Annotated in this window: 18 protein-coding genes and 1 pseudogene; 6 read left to right on the forward strand and 13 right to left on the reverse strand. The window is 73.5% G+C overall.

From position 1 onward, the window contains the following. Positions 1-72 precede the first annotated feature (72 nt). Complete coding sequence (argH, locus tag ACTVZO_RS09290; protein WP_443297929.1) at positions 73-1500, reverse strand: argininosuccinate lyase; 1428 nt, start codon at positions 1498-1500, stop codon at positions 73-75. A gap of 95 nt (positions 1501-1595) precedes the next feature. Next, positions 1596-2170: pseudogene (locus ACTVZO_RS09295) on the reverse strand (argininosuccinate synthase domain-containing protein). 184 nt (positions 2171-2354) lie between these two features. On the opposite strand from ACTVZO_RS09295, the gene ACTVZO_RS09300 reads away from it, so the two are divergent. The 3 genes from ACTVZO_RS09300 to ACTVZO_RS09310 are packed head-to-tail and all read left to right on the forward strand — an operon-like array spanning position 2355 to position 5161. Beyond that, positions 2355-3869: a hypothetical protein gene (locus tag ACTVZO_RS09300; protein ID WP_443297930.1), complete on the forward strand. Its 1515-nt coding sequence runs from the start codon at positions 2355-2357 to the stop codon at positions 3867-3869. An 8-nt stretch (positions 3870-3877) separates the two neighbouring features. Further along, entirely contained in the window at positions 3878-4459 is a 582-nt protein-coding gene (locus ACTVZO_RS09305; protein WP_443297931.1) for a pyridoxamine 5'-phosphate oxidase family protein, read from the forward strand. 6 nt (positions 4460-4465) lie between these two features. Continuing rightward, the gene (locus tag ACTVZO_RS09310; protein ID WP_443303093.1) at positions 4466-5161 is read left to right on the forward strand and encodes a L,D-transpeptidase family protein; all 696 of its coding nucleotides are present in this window, start codon (positions 4466-4468) and stop codon (positions 5159-5161) included. A 72-nt stretch (positions 5162-5233) separates the two neighbouring features. Here ACTVZO_RS09310 and ACTVZO_RS09315 read toward each other — a convergent pair whose 3' ends face one another. The 8 genes from ACTVZO_RS09315 to ACTVZO_RS09350 all read right to left on the reverse strand — a co-directional run bounded on the left by ACTVZO_RS09315 (position 5234) and on the right by ACTVZO_RS09350 (position 13146). Beyond that, positions 5234-5770 (reverse strand): arginine repressor, encoded by a 537-nt coding sequence (locus tag ACTVZO_RS09315; protein WP_030027366.1) that lies wholly within the window; start codon positions 5768-5770, stop codon positions 5234-5236. Positions 5771-5777: 7 nt separating this feature from the next. Further along, positions 5778-6977: an acetylornithine transaminase gene (locus tag ACTVZO_RS09320; RefSeq protein WP_443297932.1), complete on the reverse strand. Its 1200-nt coding sequence runs from the start codon at positions 6975-6977 to the stop codon at positions 5778-5780. Beyond that, entirely contained in the window at positions 6974-7912 is a 939-nt protein-coding gene (gene argB / locus ACTVZO_RS09325) for an acetylglutamate kinase (protein WP_443297933.1), read from the reverse strand. Before argB ends, ACTVZO_RS09320 begins: the two co-directional genes overlap by 4 nt. After that, complete coding sequence (gene argJ, locus ACTVZO_RS09330; protein ID WP_443297934.1) at positions 7909-9066, reverse strand: bifunctional glutamate N-acetyltransferase/amino-acid acetyltransferase ArgJ; 1158 nt, start codon at positions 9064-9066, stop codon at positions 7909-7911. Before argJ ends, argB begins: the two co-directional genes overlap by 4 nt. Further along, positions 9063-10091 carry an N-acetyl-gamma-glutamyl-phosphate reductase gene (argC, locus tag ACTVZO_RS09335; RefSeq protein WP_443297935.1) on the reverse strand — a complete coding sequence of 343 codons (1029 nt, stop codon included), beginning with the start codon at positions 10089-10091 and terminating at the stop codon, positions 9063-9065. The genes argJ and argC overlap by 4 nt, the downstream gene beginning before the upstream one ends. Before the next feature lie 164 nt (positions 10092-10255). Then, the gene (locus ACTVZO_RS09340) at positions 10256-11008 is read right to left on the reverse strand and encodes an N-acetyltransferase (RefSeq protein ID WP_443297936.1); all 753 of its coding nucleotides are present in this window, start codon (positions 11006-11008) and stop codon (positions 10256-10258) included. Between the two features lie 41 nt (positions 11009-11049). Then, positions 11050-11625: a histidine phosphatase family protein gene (locus ACTVZO_RS09345; protein ID WP_443297937.1), complete on the reverse strand. Its 576-nt coding sequence runs from the start codon at positions 11623-11625 to the stop codon at positions 11050-11052. A 93-nt stretch (positions 11626-11718) separates the two neighbouring features. After that, positions 11719-13146: an aminotransferase-like domain-containing protein gene (locus ACTVZO_RS09350; RefSeq protein ID WP_443297938.1), complete on the reverse strand. Its 1428-nt coding sequence runs from the start codon at positions 13144-13146 to the stop codon at positions 11719-11721. On the opposite strand from ACTVZO_RS09350, the gene ACTVZO_RS09355 reads away from it, so the two are divergent. Both ACTVZO_RS09355 and ACTVZO_RS09360 read left to right on the forward strand, forming a co-directional pair. Further along, on the forward strand, positions 13145-14059 hold the full coding sequence (locus ACTVZO_RS09355) for a DMT family transporter (RefSeq protein ID WP_443297939.1): 915 nt from the start codon (positions 13145-13147) through the stop codon (positions 14057-14059). The genes ACTVZO_RS09350 and ACTVZO_RS09355 overlap by 2 nt on opposite strands. Positions 14060-14115: 56 nt before the next feature. Further along, complete coding sequence (locus ACTVZO_RS09360) at positions 14116-14313, forward strand: DUF1918 domain-containing protein (RefSeq protein WP_443297940.1); 198 nt, start codon at positions 14116-14118, stop codon at positions 14311-14313. A gap of 1 nt (position 14314) precedes the next feature. Here the strand turns inward: ACTVZO_RS09360 and ACTVZO_RS09365 are convergent, their stop codons facing one another. Then, entirely contained in the window at positions 14315-15550 is a 1236-nt protein-coding gene (locus tag ACTVZO_RS09365) for a glycoside hydrolase family 10 protein (protein WP_443297941.1), read from the reverse strand. A 153-nt stretch (positions 15551-15703) separates the two neighbouring features. On the opposite strand from ACTVZO_RS09365, the gene ACTVZO_RS09370 reads away from it, so the two are divergent. Continuing rightward, complete coding sequence (locus tag ACTVZO_RS09370; protein ID WP_443297942.1) at positions 15704-16606, forward strand: 3-hydroxybutyryl-CoA dehydrogenase; 903 nt, start codon at positions 15704-15706, stop codon at positions 16604-16606. A gap of 3 nt (positions 16607-16609) precedes the next feature. Here the strand turns inward: ACTVZO_RS09370 and ACTVZO_RS09375 are convergent, their stop codons facing one another. Continuing rightward, positions 16610-17134, reverse strand: coding sequence for an NUDIX hydrolase (locus ACTVZO_RS09375; RefSeq protein WP_443297943.1), 525 nt, complete (start codon positions 17132-17134; stop codon positions 16610-16612). A gap of 62 nt (positions 17135-17196) precedes the next feature. Beyond that, a complete protein-coding gene (locus tag ACTVZO_RS09380; RefSeq protein WP_443297944.1) occupies positions 17197-18537 on the reverse strand; it encodes a transcriptional regulator in 1341 nt (446 codons plus the stop codon). Positions 18538-18715 lie beyond the last annotated feature (178 nt).

The raw sequence follows: 18715 nt of genomic DNA on the forward strand, positions 1-18715 counted from the left end.
ATGATCAGGACACCGTCCGACACGCTCGGTGCGGGCCGGACGGTTCCCCGCCAACGGGAGGCCCCGGAGCCGCTACTGCTTGTGCACGGCCCAGGCGTGCTGGATGACCAGGTCCGCCTTGAGCTCGGTCAGCTGGACGGCGACCGCCGAAGGGGCGGTGCCGCCGCGGCCGTTGCGGGAGGCCAGCGCGCCGGGCACGTTGAGGACGGAGCGGACCTCGGGGGTCAGGTGCTCCGAGATCTTCGCGAACTGCTCGTCCGTGAGCCCGTCCAGCTCGATGCCGAGCGCCTCGCACTCCTTGACGCACTCGCCGGCCACCTCGTGGGCGACGCGGAACGGCACGCCCTGCTTGACCAGCCACTCCGCGATGTCGGTGGCGAGCGAGAAGCCGGCCGGAGCCAGCTCCTCCATCCGCTCCCGGTTGACCGTGAGGGTGGCCATCATGCCGGTGAAGGCCGGCAGCAGGACCTCGAGGGTGTCGCAGGAGTCGAAGACCGGCTCCTTGTCCTCCTGGAGGTCCCGGTTGTAGGCCAGGGGCAGCGCCTTGAGGGTCGCGAGGAGGCCCGTCAGATTGCCGATGAGGCGGCCCGACTTGCCGCGCGCCAGCTCCGCGATGTCCGGGTTCTTCTTCTGCGGCATGATCGACGAGCCGGTGGAGAAGGCGTCGTGCAGGGTCACGAAGGAGAACTCCTTCGTGTTCCAGATGATGATCTCCTCCGCGATCCGGGACAGGTTGATCCCGATCATCGCGGTGACGAAGGCGAACTCGGCCACGAAGTCCCGCGAGGCCGTGCCGTCGATGGAGTTGCCGACCGAGCCGCGTTCGAAGCCGAGGTCGGCGGCGACCGCCTCCGGGTCCAGGCCGAGCGAGGAGCCGGCCAGCGCGCCCGAGCCGTACGGGGAGACCGCGGTCCGGGTGTCCCACTGGCGCAGCCGCTCGGCGTCCCGGGACAGGGACTGCACGTGGGCCAGTACGTGGTGGGCGAAGAGCACCGGCTGGGCGTGCTGGAGGTGGGTGCGGCCGGGCATGGCCACGTCCGCGTGCGTCTCGGCGAGGCCGACCAGCGCGTCCTGGAGGTCGGCGACGAGCCCGCCGATGATCCGGGCGTGGTCGCGCAGGTACATCCTGAAGAGGGTGGCCACCTGGTCGTTGCGGGACCGGCCGGCCCGCAGCTTGCCGCCCAGGTCGGCGCCGAGCCGCTCCAGCAGGCCGCGCTCCAGCGCGGTGTGCACGTCCTCGTCGGCGATGGTGCCGGTGAAGGTGCCCGCGGCCACGTCGGCTTCGAGCCGGTCGAGCCCGTCGATCATGCGCTCGAGCTCGTCGGCCGTGAGCAGCCCGGCCTTGTGCAGCACCCGGGCGTGGGCCCGGGAGCCCGCGATGTCGTACGGCGCGAGGCGCCAGTCGAAGTGGACCGACGCGGACAGCTTCGCGAGGGCCTCGGCGGGCCCGTCGGCGAAGCGGCCGCCCCAGAGCCGGACGTCACCGTTGTTGCTGCTCACAGCTACTGCTCCTCAAGACTGCATGGTGGGGAATGTGCAACCGCCGCCCGGTCGCGGAGGTAACGGGAGGCGGTCCGTTCGGCTGTGCGTGCGCCTCAGGCGAGGTCGCGGCGCGCGGCGATCTTCGAGGAAAGGCCGAAGATCTCGATGAAGCCCTGGGCCTTGGACTGGTCGAAGGTGTCGCCCGAGTCGTAGGTCGCCAGGTTGAAGTCGTACAGGGACTCGTCCGACTTCCGGCCGGTGACGACGGCGCGGCCGCCGTGCAGGGTCATCCGGATGTCACCGGTGACGTGCCGGTTGGCCTCCTCGACGAAGCCGTCCAGGGCCCGCTTGAGCGGGGAGAACCACAGGCCGTCGTAGACCAGCTCGCCCCAGCGCCGGCCGGCCGGGAGAGGGCGGAGACCAGCGGATAGCGGTCCATGTAGAGGGCGTTCGCCTTGATCGCCGGGAGGCAGTACTCGTCGGCGAACTCGTCCTTGGCGTCCGCCACCTCGGCTTCCACCGCACCGCAGGCGAGCGCGCGCTTGCGGATGACGTCCAGGTCCTCGCCGCCCTGGCAGACGTCCACCGCGACGGCGATGACCTCCGCGCCCGTCTCCTCGGCGATCCAGCCGATGGCGACGGAGGTGTCCAGTCCGCCTGAGTAGGCGAGTACGACGCGCTCGGTCACGGGCTTCTCCTTACGGGCGTGCGGGTCACCTCTCGGTGCATGCAACGACAGGCATAACTATGCACTCTTCCGTATGATTCGTCAATCGACCTCCAAGCCCACCTGCCTGACCAGGGCGGATATCAGGGGCGCCCGGGCCGGCCGACGCCTACGATCGGCAGTCCACGCCGATCGGGGAGGACATGTGGGAGCCGAGAAACAGCGGCAGGCGGCAGAGGGCCGGGCCGCGGCCGCGGCCCTGATGCGGGGCGGGCGCACCGGGCTCGGCGGCGTCCGCCACCCGACCCTGCCCCAGTCCTGGATCGCCTTCGACGCGGAGGTCCGGCACGGCCACTCCCCCTGGCACCCGGGGCCCCGCGCCGCCGACCCGATCGAGATCCGCCTGTGCCACCCCGACGGCCGGGTCCGCGAGGCGGCGCTCGCCGCACCGCGCGCGCCGCTCCCGCTGGTCGTGATCCGGTGCACCGACTGGGCCCCCGCGGTGCGCGAGCGCGCCCGGCAGGTGCTCGCCGGGGCCCTTGCCGCCGACCCGGCGCACGCCCTGATCGGCCTCACCCCGCTCGTCCTGCGGCTGGCCCGGCGCGAGCAGGGCGGCTGGGCGCGCGACCTGTTCGAGGCAGCGCTCCGCGGGGACCCGGTGCCGGCCCCCTGGTGGCGTCCCGCGCGCGCCGGACAGTGGTGGCGGCCCGCCCGCGCCGCGCGCACGATGACCGGCGAGGAGCCCGACACCGTCCTGGGCTGGCTGCGCCGCAGCGGCGACCTGCCGACCCGCCGGTTCGCCACCCGCATCACCCTGGACTCCGGCCTGTTCGGCGTACGGGAGCTCGCCCGGCGGGCCGGCGAGGAACGGGACCCGGCGACGGCGCTGGTCTGGGCGGACGCCGCGCTGGCCGCGCTCGCCGCCGACGGTCCGGACGACGAGGCCGTCGACAGCCTGCTGCACGGGCACATCCCGATGGTCCGCGCCGGCGGGGTCACCGCCCTGCGCCGGGCCGGACGCGCCGCCGAGGCCGCGCAGCACCTGGCCGACCGCTCGGGACTGGTCAGGGCCTGCGCCCGGTGGCTGGTCCGGCAGGACGGCCGGGACCCGTACGCCCTGTGCCGCACGCTGGTCGAGGACCCGGAGCGGGTGACCCCGTACGCCGTCGCCGGCTTCGCCGAGTGCGCCCGGCACGCGGACGCACCACTGCTGCGCGCGCTGCTGGAGCCACCCGGTCAGGGCTCCGGCGCCCTGCGGGCCGCCGCCGTCACGGGGCTGCGCACGCTGGACGCCGACGACGCGGGGCTGCTGCTGCCCCTGCTCGACGACCCCTCGCCCGCCGTCGCCCGCGAGGCCTCGCTCAGCCTGGTCCCGCTGGCCGGGCAGCTGGACGTCGAGTGGCTGGCGGCCCGGATCGCGCCCGGGCTCCCGCCGCACACCCGCCGGGCCGCGTACCGGGTGCTGTACGCGCGCGGGGGCGTCGACGCGCTGCGGGCCTCCGTGGAGCTGCTGACGGACCCCAGTCCGGGGCTGCGGCGGATCGCCGCGCAACGCGTGCAGAGCCTGTGGTCCCCCTACCGGCCGCCCACGCTGCCGCTCGGGGATTCCGAGGTCGGCGCCTTGCTGGACCGCTGCACCGGGCTGTTCAGCGACTACGTCATGGGGCGGATGCGTTCGCAGCTCGGAATTCCGCGCGCACCCCAGGGATCGATCGGATAATCATCTACATGGGAAAGCTCTACACACGCATAGACGGCCGGCTTCGCACGTTCATCGAGGAGCAGCCGGTCTTCTTCACGGCCACCGCACCGCTCGCCGGGGACGGCCACGTCAACCTGTCCCCCAAGGGCCGCGCCGGGACCCTCGTCGTCATCGACGAGCAGACGCTCGCCTACCTCGACTTCGGCGGCAGCGGCGCCGAGACCATCGCGCACGTCCGCGAGAACGGCCGGATCACCCTGATGTGGTGCGCCTTCACCGGTCCGCCCAACATCGTGCGCGTGCACGGCGAGGGCGAGGCGGTCTTCCGCGACGACCCCCGCTGGGCCGGGCTGATCGGCGGGTTCGGGGACGCCGACGGGCCGTCCGCGCGGGCCATCATCCTGGTCCACGCCCAGCGGATCTCCGACACGTGCGGGTACGCCGTCCCCTTCATGGAGTACGAGGGCGAGCGCACCCTCCACGCGGAGTACTTCGCCCGCAAGACGGACGAGGAGTTCGCCGCCTACTGCGAGAAGAAGGACCACATCGGAACGAGCCTCGACGGCCTGCCTGCGCTGCCGCTGCCCCTTCCGCCCCGTACCGTCTGACGTGTGCTGCGTACCGCTCTCGTCACGGGCTCACTGATCGTCACCACCCTGCTCCCGCAGGGCTCCCAGAGCCATGCCCCGCTGCCCGCCCGGCTCGCCGACACCGGCGGCGGAAGCCAGCTGATCACCGCCGTCGCGCCCGCGCCCGGTTCCACGACCGGGCGGCTGACGTGGTGGGACCGGCGGGCGGGGCGGTGGTACGAGGCCGGGAGCGCGGACGCCCGCTTCGGGGCGAAGGGCCTGACCGAGGGCTCGACCCGCACCCAGGGCACGAACACCACCCCGGCCGGGCTGTACGGCCTCCCGTACGCCTTCGGGATCCGGCGGGCGCCGGCCGGCACCGAGTACGGCTACCGGCGGGTGACCGGCGACTCGTGGTGGTGCCAGGACAACGCGTCGGCCGCCTACAACCGCTGGGTGGAGCCGCTGCCGGCGCACTGCGCGCCGGGCGAGGCGGAGCACCTGGTGACCTACGAGGCCCAGTACGCCCACGCGCTGGTCATCGGCTTCAACTACGCCGAGCCGGTGCGTGGCCGGGGCGCCGGGATCTTCCTGCACGTCAACGGCAAGGGCGCGACGGCCGGTTGCGTGTCCGTACCCCGCGAGGCGATGCGCGAGATCCTCCGCTGGGCGGACCCGGCCCGCCGCCCCCACATCGCGATCGGCACCGAGTCCGGGACCCTGGCGGTCACCCGGTACTAGGCACCTGCGGCCGAGCCGGCCTAGGGGGTGTCTGACGGATGTCCGTGGCGTCGCGACGCCCGTCAGACACCCCTAGCCCTCCTTCTGGGCGAGGCGCAGCAGGTGATCGGCCAGGGCCTGGCCGCCCGCCGGGTCGCGGCTGATCAGCATCAGCGTGTCGTCGCCCGCGATCGTGCCGAGGATCTCCCGCAGTTCGGCCTGGTCGATCGCCGAGGCGAGGAACTGCGCGGCGCCCGGCGGGGTGCGCAGGACCACGAGGTTCGCGGAGGCCTCCGCCGAGATCAGCAGCTCTCCGGAGAGGCGCCGCATGCGCTCCTCCTTCGCCGACTCGCCGAGCGGGGCCTGCGGGGTGCGGAAGCCGCCCTCGCTGGGCACCGCGTAGATCAGCTCTCCGCCGGTGTTGCGGATCTTCACCGCGCCGAGCTCGTCGAGGTCCCGGGAGAGCGTCGCCTGGGTGACGCTCAGGCCGTCGTCGGCGAGCAGTTTGGCCAGCTGGCTCTGCGAGCGGACCGGCTGCCGGTTGAGGATGTCCACGATCCGGCGGTGGCGGGCGGTGCGGGTCTGCGGGACGGCCTGCCCCCCGTGCTCGTTGTCCTGCGCCTGACTCATCGTCGTCTCATTCTCCGGATCCGTCCCCGTTGGCCGCGTCGAGGATGCCGGGCAGGTCCCGGAGGAACGCGTCCGCCTCGCCCTGGGACAGGACGTACGGCGGCATCAGTCGTACGACGTCGGGGGCGGGCGCGTTGACCAGGTAACCGGCATCCTGAGCCGCCTGTTGCACCTGAGGTGCGAGGGGCTCGGTCAGCACGATACCCAGCAGCAGACCGGCCCCACGGACGTGGGAGACCAGCGGATGACCGGAGGCCTCGATTCCGGAGCGCAGCCGCTCGCCCCGCGCCTTGACCTGCTCGAGCAGGCCCTCGGCGGCGATGGTGTCGATGACGGCGAGTCCGGCGGCGCAGGCGACCGGGTTCCCGCCGAAGGTGGTGCCGTGCTGGCCCGGCCGGAGCAGGTCGGCCGCGGCGCCGAAGGCGGCCACGGCGCCGATGGGCAGACCGCCGCCCAGCCCCTTGGCGAGCGCGACCAGGTCCGGCTCGACGCCCTCGTGCGCCTGGTGCTCGAACCACTGGCCGCACCGGCCGATGCCGGTCTGCACCTCGTCGAGGACCAGCAGGGTGCCGGTGGCGCGGGTGATCTCACGGGCGGCCGTCAGGTACCCGGCGGGCGGGACGACGACGCCGTTCTCGCCCTGGACCGGTTCGATGACCACGAGCGCCGTCCGCTCGGTCACGGCGGCCCGCAGCGCCTCGGCGTCCCCGTACGGGACGTGCGTGACGTCACCGGGCAGGGGCAGGAACGGGTCCTGCTTCTTCGGCTGCCCGGTGAGCGCGAGGGCGCCCATGGTGCGGCCGTGGAAGCCGCCCGTGGTGGCGACCATGTGGGTCCGCCCGGTCAGCCGGCCGATCTTGAAGGCGGCTTCCAGGGCCTCGGCGCCGGAGTTGCAGAAGAACACCTTGCCGGGCCGGCCGAAGAGGTGGAGCAGCCGCTCGCCGAGCGCGATGACCGGCTCGGAGGCGTAGAGGTTGGAGACGTGCCCCAGGGTCCGGATCTGGCCGGTGACGGCCTCGACGACCGCCGGGTGGGCGTGGCCGAGGGCGTTGACCGCGATGCCGCCGACGAAGTCGGTGTACTGCTTGCCGTCGGCGTCCCAGACCTGTGCGCCCTGACCGCGGACGAGGGCCAGCTCGGGGGTGCCGTAGTTGTCGGTCAGCGCGCCCTTCCAGCGGGCGCGGTACTCCTCGTTGCCGGTGCTCACCGGGGCTCTCCTCCCTGTGCGTCGGGCACGACCATCGTGCCGATTCCCTCGTCCGTGAAGATCTCCAGCAGGATCGAGTGCTGGACCCGCCCGTCGATCACGCGGGCGGTGGTGACGCCGTTGCGGACGGCGTGCAGGCAGCCCTCCATCTTGGGAACCATGCCGCTGGACAGCTCGGGCAGCAGCTTCTCCAGCTGGCCGACGGTGAGCCGGCTGATCACCTCGTCGCTGTTCGGCCAGTCCGCGTAGAGGCCCTCGACGTCGGTGAGGACCATCAGGGTCTCGGCGCCGAGCGCGGCGGCCAGGGCCGCCGCCGCCGTGTCCGCGTTCACGTTGTACACGTGATGGTCGTCGGCGCTGCGGGCGATGGAGGAGATCACCGGGATCCGGCCGTCCGCCAGCAGCGCCTCGATCGCGCCGGTGTCGATCGCGGTGATCTCGCCGACCCGTCCGATGTCCACGAGCTCGCCCTCGATCTCGGGCGTGTGCTTGGTGGCGGTGATGGTGTGGGCGTCCTCGCCGGTCATGCCGACGGCGAGCGGCCCGTGCTCGTTGAGCAGCCCGACCAGCTCGCGCTGGACCTGGCCCGCCAGGACCATCCGTACGACGTCCATCGCCTCCGGGGTGGTGACCCGCAGGCCCGCCTTGAACTCGCTGACCAGGCCCTGCTTGTCGAGCTGGGCGTTGATCTGCGGGCCGCCGCCGTGCACCACGACGGGCTTGAGTCCGGCCTGCCGCAGGAAGACCACGTCCTGGGCGAAGGCGGCCTTGAGGTCCTCGTCGATCATGGCGTTGCCGCCGAACTTGATGACGACGATCTTGCCGTTGTGGCGGGTCAGCCAGGGCAGCGCCTCGATGAGGATCTGCGCCTTGGGCAGCGCGGTGTGCTTGCGCGCCGTTCCGGTGCCGGGCTGCCCGGCCTTCTCGTCGCTCATGAGGAGTACGCGCTGTTCTCGTGGACGTAGTCGGCGGTCAGGTCGTTGGCCCAGATGACGGCCGATTCGCTGCCGTTGGAGAGGTCGGCGGTGATGCGTACCTCGCGGTCCTTCATCGAGACCAGGTCGCGGTCCTCGCCGACCGAACCGTTCTTGCAGACCCACACGCCGTTGATGGCCACGTTCAGCCGGTCCGGGTCGAAGCCGGCCTGAGTGGTGCCGATCGCGGAGAGCACCCGGCCCCAGTTCGGGTCCTCGCCGTGGATGGCGCACTTGAGCAGGTTGTTGCGGGCGATGGACCGGCCGACCTCGACCGCGTCGTCCTCGCTGGCCGCGCCGATGACCTCGATGCGGATGTCCTTGCTGGCGCCCTCGGCGTCGCCGATCAGCTGGCGGGCCAGGTCGTCGCAGACGGTCCGTACGGCCTCGGCGAACACCTCGTACGCGGGCGCCGTGCCGGAGGCGCCGGAGGCCAGCAGCAGCACCGTGTCGTTGGTGGACATGCAGCCGTCGGAGTCGACCCGGTCGAAGGTGGTGCGGGTGGCGGCGCGCAGTGCCCGGTCGAGGGTGGCGCTGTCCAGGTCGGCGTCGGTGGTGAGGACGACGAGCATGGTGGCCAGGCCGGGGGCGAGCATGCCCGCGCCCTTGGCCATGCCGCCGACGGTCCAGCCGTCCTGCGAGACCGTGGCCGTCTTGTGCACGGTGTCGGTGGTCTTGATGGCGACGGCCGCGTCCTCGCCGCCGTCCTCGGACAGGGCCGCGGCGGCGGTCTCGATGCCCGGCAGCAGCTTGTCCATGGGGAGCAGGACGCCGATCAGGCCGGTGGAGGCGACCGCGACCTCGCCGGCGTTCACGTCGCCGCCGAGCACCTCCGCGACCTTCTCCGCGGTGGCGTGCGTGTCCTGGAAGCCCTTGGGGCCGGTGCAGGCGTTGGCGCCGCCGGAGTTCAGGACGACCGCGCTGACGGTGGCACCGCGCAGGACCTGCTCGGACCAGTGCACGGGTGCGGCCTTGACGCGGTTGGAGGTGAAGACGCCCGCGGCGGCCAGACGCGGCCCGTTGTTGACCACCAGGGCCAGGTCGGGGTTGCCGTTGGCCTTGATCCCGGCGGCGATGCCCGCAGCCGTGAACCCCTGTGCTGCCGTGACGCTCACGGTGCGACTCCGATCGTGGAAAGTCCCAGGCTCTCGGGCAGGCCGAGGGCGATGTTCATGCTCTGCACCGCGCCGCCGGCGGTGCCCTTGGTCAGGTTGTCGATGGCGCTGACGGCGATGATCCGCCCGGCGGACTCGTCGTAGGCGACCTGGACGTGGACGGCGTTGGAGCCGTGCACCGACTTGGTGGACGGCCACCGGCCCTCGGGCAGCAGCTGGACGAACGGCTCGTCCGCGAACGCCTTCTCGTAGGCGGCGCGGAGCGAGTCGGCCGTGGTGCCGGGCAGGGCCTTGGCCGAGCAGGTGGCGAGGATGCCGCGGGGCATGGGCACTAGGTTCGGGGTGAAGGAGACGGAGACCCTGGTGCCCGCGAGCGGGGACAGGTTCTGCACCATCTCCGGCGTGTGCCGGTGGGCCCCGCCCACTCCGTACGGCGTGACGCTGCCCATCACCTCGGCGCCGAGCAGGTGCGTCTTGAGCGCCTTGCCCGCGCCGGAGGTCCCGGTGGCGGCGACGATCACGGCCTCCGGCTCGGCCAGCTGCGCCTGGTAGGCCGGGAACAGCGCGAGGGAGACGGCCGTGGGGAAGCAGCCCGGGACGGCGATGCGCTTGGTCCCTTCGAGCGCGGCGCGCCCGCCGGGCAGTTCGGGCAGCCCGTACGGCCAGGTGCCGGCGTGCGGGGCCCCGTAGAACTTGTCCCAGTCGGCCGAGTCCTTGAGCCGGTGGTCGGCGCCCATGTCGACGACGAGCACCTCCTCGCCGAGCCGGGCGGCGACGGCGGCGGACTGGCCGTGCGGGAGCGCGAGGAACACGACGTCGTGCCCGGCCAGGACCTCGGGGGTGGTGGCCTCCAGGGTCCGGCCCGCGAGCGGCACGAGGTGCGGCTGCAGGTTGCCGAGGAGCTCTCCGGCGTTGGAGTGGCCGGTCAGGGCGCCGATCTCGACTTCGGGGTGCGAGAGCAGCAGGCGCAGGACTTCACCGCCCGCGTACCCGCTCGCACCGGCCACCGCTACACGTACCGCCATCGGACCCTCCTCGTCGATGGCATGACTATACGTAGCTACGCAGGTTTATGCAATGCGCTCCAGGGGGCCCGGCACTCCGTACGAAGGGTCCCACGCCGGCCGCGGTCACGGGGGCCGAACCGGCGGGTAGGCGGGGGCCCGGGCCGTGCGCCGCCCCGGCCGGTTCAGCCGGTCAGGGCGTGCCGGACCCAGACGTTCGGCTCGACGTAGACCGCGTAGCCCTCCTCCGGGGCGCAGTGCACCGGGGCGAGGGCGCCCGGGACGCGGACCGGGCCCGGGGTGTCGAACGGGAGGCCGGTCCACTCGCGCCACTGGGGCAGCGAGCCGGTGATCGTCATGGAGAGGGGGGCCACGGAGTCGATCACGCCGCCGGCGCGGACGTGGACGCGCAGCCACGGGTCGTACGGGAGGCCGTCCTCGCGGGTCCGGTACGCGTACGCGTGGATCGGCGTGTCCGGCTCGGCCGGCTTCCCGCTCGGGCGGACCGGGGCCACGACCTCGGCGAAGCCGCGGGCGCGGGCGTTCTCCCGCATCGCGGCCAGCATCCGGCCCGACAGGCCCCGGCCCTGCCGGTCCGTGGCGACGGTGATTTCGATCGCGCTCACCGTGTCCGGCGCGGTCCCGCGCCGGAGGTCGGAGAAGGCCCACATCAGGATCCTGTCCCAGCCCTGCGCGGGCAGCGCCCCGGCGCGGCCCGGCGCGTGCTGGGCGAAGGGCACGCTGAACCCCCGGGCGACCACCGCGTCGCCGTCCGTGGCGACCAGTACGTACTGCGGGAGCTCGGTCACCATCCGCGGGTACAGCAGCCAGGCCAGCGCGTCGTGCTGGGCGAACTCGGGCCACGAGTCCTTCATGTCCCAGAGCCGGTCCGCGAGTTCGGGCCGCTCCGCCAGTGTGGTGATCCGTATGCCGTTCATCCCGGCAGGCTAGGACCGGGGGCGGAAGGAGCTCAACCGCTTTACACCGGGGCCTGCAGGGAGAGGTGCCAGCGGCCCGCCCAGCCCGTGAGGGTCATCGTGGACAGCGGCCGCACGTCCACGTTCCAGTACGTCAGCGGCGGCGCCTTCAAGGCGTAGACCAGGGCCGCCCGGACCACCGAAGGCTCCGCCACGGCCACGATCGCGCCCCCGTCGTCGGCGGGCCTGGTGTCGAGCCAGCCGCCGATCCGCGAGATGAAGGCGAGCAGCGACTCGCCGCCGTGCGGGGCGGCGCACGGGTCGGTGAGCCAGAGGTCCACCGCGCCCGGCTCCCGGGCGGTCACCTCGGCGAGGGTCAGCCCCCGCCAGCGGCCCATGTCGCACGCGCGGAGCGCGGGCTGGGCCAGGGGCGCGTACCCGAGGGCCTCGCCGGTGGCCCTGCTGCGCGGGGTGGGCGAGCAGTAGCGCAGTTCGGCGGCGCCCAGCGGGACCAGCCCGGGCGCGGCGGACTCCACGGCGTGCCAGCCCGCCCCGTCGAGCGGGCGGTCGTCGTCGAAGCGCTCGGTGAGCAGCGGGGAACTACGGGCTGCGGCAACGAGCGAAACCCGAACATGCATGCGGCGATGGTGGGCCGCGCGCCGCACGGGGTCAAGCGTCCGTGCCGATGTCGTGACCGGCCGGGCCGGCCCCGGCCCCGGCGACCCCTCCGGTCACGGTGCCAGCCCCGCCCGCAGCCGCTGGACCGCCTCCACCAGCTCTCCCGGCCCGGACACCCCGGCGAAGCTCAGCCGGACGTGCGGACCGGGCGGCTCCGCGCAGAAGTACGGGCGGCCGGGCGCGACCGCGACCCCGGCGCGCAGGGCGGCCGCCGCGAAGCCGGCGTCGTCACCGCCGCCGCCCGGCCGCACCCACAACTGGTAGCCGCCGGACGGCAGATGGGGCAGTTCCAGCTCCGGCAGCTCCCGCCGCAGCGCCCCGGCGAGGACGTCCCGGCGGTGGCGGAGCTCGGCGGACACTGTCCGCAGGTGGCGGGGCCAGGCGGGTGCGCCGACCAGCTCCAGCGCGGCTTCCTGGAGCGGCCGGGGCACGAAGAAGCTGTCGACGACCTGGATGGCGCGCAGCCGGTCCACGACCGGGCCCCGGGCGGCGAGGGCGCCCACCCGCAGGCTGGGCGAGGTGGCCTTGGTCAGGGACCGGACGTGGACCACCACCCCGTCGGCGTCCTCGGCGGCCAGGGTGGCGGGCAGCGGACCGGAGTCCTCGTGGGCCAGGGCGCGGGCGTAGTCGTCCTCGACGACGAAGGCGCCGGCGGCACGGGCGATCCGCAGCACCTCGGCCCGCCGCCCGGGCGCCAGTACCGCCCCGGTCGGGTTCTGGAACAGCGGCTGGCATACGAAGACCCGCGCCCCGGTGGCTTCGAAGGCGGCGGCGAGCAGCTCGGGCCGGACCCCCTCCGCGTCCACCGGGACCGGCACGGGACGGCAGCCGGAGGCGCGGGCGATGGCCAGCAGTCCGGGGTAGGTGGGCGACTCCACGAGGATCGGCGCTCCGGGCGGGGCGAGCGCCCGCAGGGCGGTGGCCAGGGCGCTCTGTCCGCCCGCGGTGACCAGGACGTCGGCGGCCACGACCGGGCCGCCGATCTCCCGCGCGAACCAGTCCCGCAGTTCGGGCAGCCCCTCGACGGGCGGCCGCCCCCACGCCCCGGGCCGCCGCCCGGCCCGGGCCAGCGCTGCCGCCATGGCCCGCTCGGGCTGGAGGGAGGGGTGCAGGTAGCCGCCGTTGAGCTCGACGACCCCGGGTGGCGGGGTGGTCAGCGAGCCCAGGACCCCGGTGGCGTCCACCGAGCGCGGGACGATGTCCCCGGCCCCCTCGGCACTGAGGGCGACCTCCTGCCAGGAGGTGTCCCCGGGCGCGGGGGCGGAGGTGCGCGGCCGGGCGCGGAAGACCCCGGCGCCGGGCCGGGTGACGACGAGGCCTTCGGCGGCGAGCTGCGCGAGGGCCCGCGAGACGGTGACGGGGCTGACCCGGTAGTGCTCGACCAGGGCCCGGCTCGACGGGAGCTTTCCACCTACCGAGTAGCGGTTGAGTTCACCTCTAAGGGATTCTGCCAGTTCCACCACACTGCTACGCTCGTACATGACAGCACAGAATAGCGCTACTCTGCCGACCACGATAGCGGTGACGGGATCCGCCCGCGGCGCCGCGACCGGTACCGTCCTCGCCTCCCTCGGCGTGATCGCCTTCTCGCTCACCTTCCCCGCGACCGCCTGGGGACTGGAGAGCTTCGGCCCGTGGTCGCTGGTCGCCCTGCGCAGCGTGCTGGCGGCCGCCATCGCCGGCGCCTTCCTGCTGGCCCGCCGGGTCCCGCTGCCGGCCCGTGAGCACTGGGCGGGGCTGGCCGTGGTCGCCGCCGGGGTGGTCGTCGGGTTCCCGCTGCTGACCACCCTCGCGCTGACCACCTCCACCACCTCGCACGCGGCCGTGGTCGTCGGGCTGCTGCCGCTGACCACGGCCGCGCTCTCCGCGCTGCGCACCGGGGTCCGCCCCTCGCGCCGGTTCTGGGCCGCGGCGCTGGCCGGGGCCGCGGTGGTCCTCGCCTTCACCGCGGCCCAGAGCGGCGGTTCGCTCTCGGCCGGGGACGCCTACCTGTTCGGCGCCCTGCTGGTGTGCGCCGCCGGATACACCGAGGGCGGCCGGCTCGCCCGGGCGCTGCCCGGCTGGCAGGTGGTCGGCTGGGCTCTGGTGCTGTGCCTGCCGCTCAGCCTGGCCGGCTCCGCACTGGGTCTCGCGTACGAGCCGGTGCACCTCACCGGGCACGGCCTGGCCGGTCTGGCCTGGGCCGCGGCCGGCTCCACCTTCCTCGGCCTGTACGTCTGGTACCGCGGCATGGCCGAGATCGGCGCTCCGCGGGCGAGCCAGCTCCAGCTCGCCCAGCCCCTGCTGACCCTGGTGTGGTCGGTGGCCCTGCTCGGCGAGCGGCTGTCGCCCGCCGCCCCGGTGGCGGCCTGCGCGGTGCTCGTCTGCATTGCCGTCACCCAACGGGTCAAATAGCCCCGGAACGACCTAAACTGCTAGCACCGGATCGGACCGCCACCGAGGAGGTCAGTATGCGCGCGACCGAGGGCGACCAGCTGGTGCAGCACGGCAGGATCGTCGGACAGAACGACAAGGTGGGCGAGATCACCCAGGTGCTGGGTGAGAACGGAACCCCCCCGTACCGGGTCCGCTTCCAGGACGGGCACGAGGCCCTGATGGCGCCCGGGCCCGACTGCGTGGTCCGCCACCCCGCGGAGTCCGATCACTGACTCAGCGCGGTACCGCCGCCGTTCCGTAGTGGTCGGCGACCACGCGGGCCATCGCTCCGTTGGGGTCCGCGGCCACGTGTTTCGCGGAGAACCACACGTGGCCGCGGACCCGCGGGTATGCGCGGGCGAAGCGCACGTGCTCCGACAGCTCGGCAGGATCGCGCCAGGCCTCGGTGGGGCTGTCCGCCTCGCAGCGGTACAGCGCCTCTCCGACGTACAGGTCCACGTCGGTGCCCTCGACGGTCCGGGCCCACCAGGGCACGAGGGCCGCGTAGTCGGCCGTCGGGTGCCCGATGTGCCAGTAGGCCTGCGGCACGACGTAGTCGATCCAGCCCTCCTTGATCCACTTGCGGGTGTCCGCGTACAGGTCGTCGTACGTCGCGAGCCCGCGGGTCTCGGAGCCGGCCGGGTCCCGGTCGGAGTTGCGCCAGATCCCGAACGGGCTCACACCGAACCGGACCGCCGGCCTCGACGCCCGCAGCCGCTCGGACATCTCGCGCACCAGCGTGTCGGTGTTGTGCCGGCGCCACGCCGCCCGTGAGGAGAACCCCGCGCCGTGCTCCTCGTAGGCCGCGTCGTCGTCGAAGTGCTCCCCCTGCACCGGGTAGGGGTAGAAGTAGTCGTCCCAGTGGACCGCGTCCAGCGGGTACCGGGTGACCGCGTCGAGCATCGCCTCCTGGACGAACCGCCGCACCTCCGGCACCCCGGGGTTGTAGTACAGCTTCCCCCCGTACTCGACCGTCCAGCCGTCCTGCCGCGCCGGGTGCTCGGGCACCAGCCGGTCGAGGTCGGCGTGGTTGGCCACGCGGTACGGGTTGAACCAGGCGTGCAGTTCCAGCCCGCGGGCGTGCGCTTCGGCGACGGCCGTCCCCAGCGGGTCCCAGCCCGGATCCACCCCCTGCTCCCCCGTCAGCCACTGCGACCACGGCTCCAGCGGCGAGGGCCACAGCGCGTCCGCCGCCGGCCGGACCTGGAGCACGACCGCGTTCAGCCGCCGGCGCACGGCGGTGTCGAGGAGGCCGATCAGCTGCCTGCGCTGCTCCGCGGCCGACAGCCCACTCCGGGAGGGCCAGTCCACGTTCGACACGGTGGCGATCCACATGCCCCGGAACTCGGTGGTCGCGGCACGCCCGGAGGGCGGCGCGGCCGCCGCCCGGGCGGGAGCCGCCCCGCCCATGGCCGCGGCCACCACCCACGCGGCTCCCGCCAGCAGTCCCCGACGCCCGATGTACGCCATGTGACGACTCCGTTCCGTTCCGTGACAATCCGTTGTGTGCGCCCAGCATGCCCGCCCCGGCCCGCCACCGGAGCCAACGTCGGGGGTAACGTCGGGGGGCGTGGCGGGCGCCGGAACGCAGTTACCACTGCCGGCCCGGGGGACCCGCGATGGATGAGCAGCGAAAGGCACGAAGTGACGGACCTCTCTACCCTCCCGGCCGACATCACCCGCGTCGGCGTAGTGGGCTGCGGCCAGATGGGCGCGGGCATCGCCGAGGTGTGTGCCCGCAGCGGTCTTGAGGTGAGGGTCGCCGAGACCACGGGCGAGGCCCTGGAGATCGGACGCACCCGGCTGCACAACTCCCTGACCAAGGCCGCCGAACGCGGCAAGATCAGCGAGGAGGAGCGGGACGCCACCCTGGCCCGCCTCAGCTTCACCACCGACCTCGGCGAATTCGCCGACCGCGATCTGGTGATCGAGGCCGTCGTCGAGAACGAGCAGGTCAAGACGGAGATCTTCCAGGTCCTCGACCAGGTGATCACCCGCCCGGACGCGATCCTGGCCTCCAACACCTCCTCCATTCCGCTGGTCAAGCTGGCCGTCGCCACCTCGCGCCCCGACCAGGTCATCGGCATCCACTTCTTCAACCCGGCCCCGGTGCAGCAGCTCGTCGAGCTGATCCCGGCGCTGACCACGGGCGAGGAGACCGTCAAGCGCGCCGAGGCCCTGGTGCGGGACGTGCTGGACAAGCACGCGATCCGCGCCCAGGACCGGTCCGGCTTCGTGGTCAACGCGCTCCTCATCCCGTACCTGCTGTCCGCGATCCGGATGTTCGAGTCGGGCATCGCGAGCCGCGAGGACATCGACAACGGCATGGAGCTGGGCTGCGCCCACCCGATGGGCCCGCTGAAGCTGGCGGACCTGATCGGCCTGGACACCGTGGCCTCGGTGGCCGACAGCATGTACGCCGAGTACAAGGAGCCGCTGTACGCCGCTCCCCCGCTGCTCCAGCGGATGGTCGACGCGGGCCGCCTGGGCCGCAAGACGGGCTCGGGCTTCTACCCGTACGGATGACCCCTACTGCCCGAGCCTGAGGTGGTGCAGCAGGAGCAGCCCGGCCGCCATGTTGGCGGCCGGGATCTCCCCGCGCGCGATCATGTCGGGCACCAGCTTGAGCGGGACCCACTCCCGGCGCGAGGACTCGAACCCGTCCTCCGGGTGGCCGATGTAGGTGGCCCCGTCCGCCCAGTAGAGGTGGTGGCGGGCGTCGGTCAGGCCGTTGGACGGCTCCACGGTCATCAGGTGCCGGAGCGGGCCGGGCCGCCAGCCCGACTCCTCCTCCATCTCCCGCGCCGCCGCGCACTCGACGGACTCCCCGTCCTCCACCACCCCGGCGGGCAGCTCCCAGCCCCAGCTGTCGGTGATGAAGCGGTGCCGCCACAGCAGGAGCACCTCGTTGGCCTCGTTGACGGCCGTGGCGACGGCGACCGGGCGCAGCCGGATCACGAAGTGGTCCAGGTGCCGGCCGTCGGGGAGTTCCACATCGGCGAGGTTCACATCGAACCAGCGGTTCTTGTACACGGTCTGCTCACTCAGGTTCATCCACTGCACGGTTCTGCCGCCTTCCGTTCGGATCGGTGGCAACATGGCAGCAGTTACAGCCGTCACAGGGGAACGCGCAGCGCCCCGTCGATGAGCTGGGCCGTCTCCTCCGCGTCCGAACAACCGCTGGTCAGCAGCCGTTCGCGGACCGCGCGCAACCGGTCGCGCAGCCTCAGCGACTCCATCCCCTTGGCCCGCTCGGCCATTTCGGCCGCGGCCGCCACCGCCCGGTCCGCCTCTCCCTGCCGCAGCTGGATCTCGCACAGCATCGCCAGCCGGTGCACCCGGCCGCGGTCGTGCGCGGGCGTGCCGACGGCCGCGGTCGCCTGCTCGTGCGCGGCGGCGAGGTCCCCGAGCCCGATCAGCGCCTCGGCGACCTGGACGTTGACCAGCCCCGGCTGCACGTAGCCGGTCTCGTCCGGTTCGGCGCCCGGGCTGATCCGCTCGGCCGCCGCCTCCGCGTTGCGGATGCAGGCCAGCGCGGCCCGGGTGTCGCCGAGTCGGGCGTAGGCCTTGGCCTGCATCGCGTACAGGTCGGCCGCCAGCGCCGGGGTGGTGTGCGGGCCCGCGGCGCGCAGCGCGGCCTCGGCGAAGGCCACCGCCTGGCGGTACTCGCGCAGGTGCAGGGACTGGTTGACGAGCAGCGCGATGACGTACGCCCCGAGCCCGCGGTCCCCGCTCGCCTTGGCCAGGCGCAGGGCCTGGTGGAAGTAGCGCTGGGCGAGCCCGTGGGCGTCCGAGTCGTACGCGCAGATCCCCGCCACGGCCACCAGGGACCCGGTGGCCCGGTGCAGCCGCCGGCCGAGGGCGTCGGGGTAGCTGCCGCGCAGCATGGGCGCCGTCTCACTGCCAAGGAAGCGGACGATCCGGTCCCGGGTGGCCACCCCGCCCGCCCGGCGGTACATCAGCTCGTAGTGGGCGCGCGCGGCCCGCAGGATCTCGATGTGCTCGGGCCCGATCCTGTCCGGCCCCTCGCGGGAGACATCGGCGTCCTCGGGCGGGTTCTCCCACTCCCAGACCGGGATGACGGCGGGGGTCCCGGTGACGGCCTGCGCCGTGAGCAGCTGGGGCCGGGACTGGCCGTCGGCCCGCCACAGAGCGGCGGCCCGGTCCACGAAGCCGCTGAGCGGGGAGGCGTGCGGGGAGGCGGGCAGACCCGGTACGCCGAGGCCGATGTCGTCCAGCCCGAGGGGCCGCCGCAGCCGGCCGCCGAGCACCTCGCAGATCAGGTCGGGGACCTGGCCGCGGGGCCGCTGGCCCTTCAGCCACCGGGTCACGGCGGTGTGTTCGTAGCGCAGGGCGAGTCCGCGGGTGCGGCCCGCCTGGTTCACGTACGCGGCGAGTCCGGCGTGTGACATGCCCGCCTCGGCGAGGAGGGCGTCGAGCAGGACGTTGGGCTGCATGGGCCGCTCCCAGGGCTCGTCGGTCTCAGGCTAGTGGGTACGTGGTTCACACGGGGTGTGAACCACGTACGCGCATAAATGCGATACGCACTCTGCCGCCAGAGGGCCGGAGGGCGCTTCACTTAAGGGCCTCGCCAAGAGGCAGCCCGGGTCGTCGGCTCCCCCTCGTACAGTGCGA

This window comes from Streptomyces sp. IBSNAI002, from assembly GCF_052244475.1.
GTDB lineage: Bacteria > Actinomycetota > Actinomycetes > Streptomycetales > Streptomycetaceae > Streptomyces.

Coding starts and splice junctions, on each gene's coding strand:
- ACTVZO_RS09305 (WP_443297931.1), top strand. CDS start 3,878: ATGGGAAAGCTCTACACACGCATAGACGGCCGGCTTCGCACGTTCATC.
- ACTVZO_RS09315 (WP_030027366.1), bottom strand. CDS start 5,770: ATGAGTCAGGCGCAGGACAACGAGCACGGGGGGCAGGCCGTCCCGCAG.
- argB (WP_443297933.1), bottom strand. CDS start 7,912: ATGAGCGACGAGAAGGCCGGGCAGCCCGGCACCGGAACGGCGCGCAAG.
- argC (WP_443297935.1), bottom strand. CDS start 10,091: ATGGCGGTACGTGTAGCGGTGGCCGGTGCGAGCGGGTACGCGGGCGGT.
- ACTVZO_RS09340 (WP_443297936.1), bottom strand. CDS start 11,008: ATGAACGGCATACGGATCACCACACTGGCGGAGCGGCCCGAACTCGCG.
- ACTVZO_RS09345 (WP_443297937.1), bottom strand. CDS start 11,625: ATGCATGTTCGGGTTTCGCTCGTTGCCGCAGCCCGTAGTTCCCCGCTG.
- ACTVZO_RS09355 (WP_443297939.1), top strand. CDS start 13,145: ATGACAGCACAGAATAGCGCTACTCTGCCGACCACGATAGCGGTGACG.
- ACTVZO_RS09350 (WP_443297938.1), bottom strand. CDS start 13,146: ATGTACGAGCGTAGCAGTGTGGTGGAACTGGCAGAATCCCTTAGAGGT.
- ACTVZO_RS09360 (WP_443297940.1), top strand. CDS start 14,116: ATGCGCGCGACCGAGGGCGACCAGCTGGTGCAGCACGGCAGGATCGTC.
- ACTVZO_RS09365 (WP_443297941.1), bottom strand. CDS start 15,550: ATGGCGTACATCGGGCGTCGGGGACTGCTGGCGGGAGCCGCGTGGGTG.
- ACTVZO_RS09370 (WP_443297942.1), top strand. CDS start 15,704: ATGAGCAGCGAAAGGCACGAAGTGACGGACCTCTCTACCCTCCCGGCC.
- ACTVZO_RS09375 (WP_443297943.1), bottom strand. CDS start 17,134: ATGAACCTGAGTGAGCAGACCGTGTACAAGAACCGCTGGTTCGATGTG.
- ACTVZO_RS09380 (WP_443297944.1), bottom strand. CDS start 18,537: ATGCAGCCCAACGTCCTGCTCGACGCCCTCCTCGCCGAGGCGGGCATG.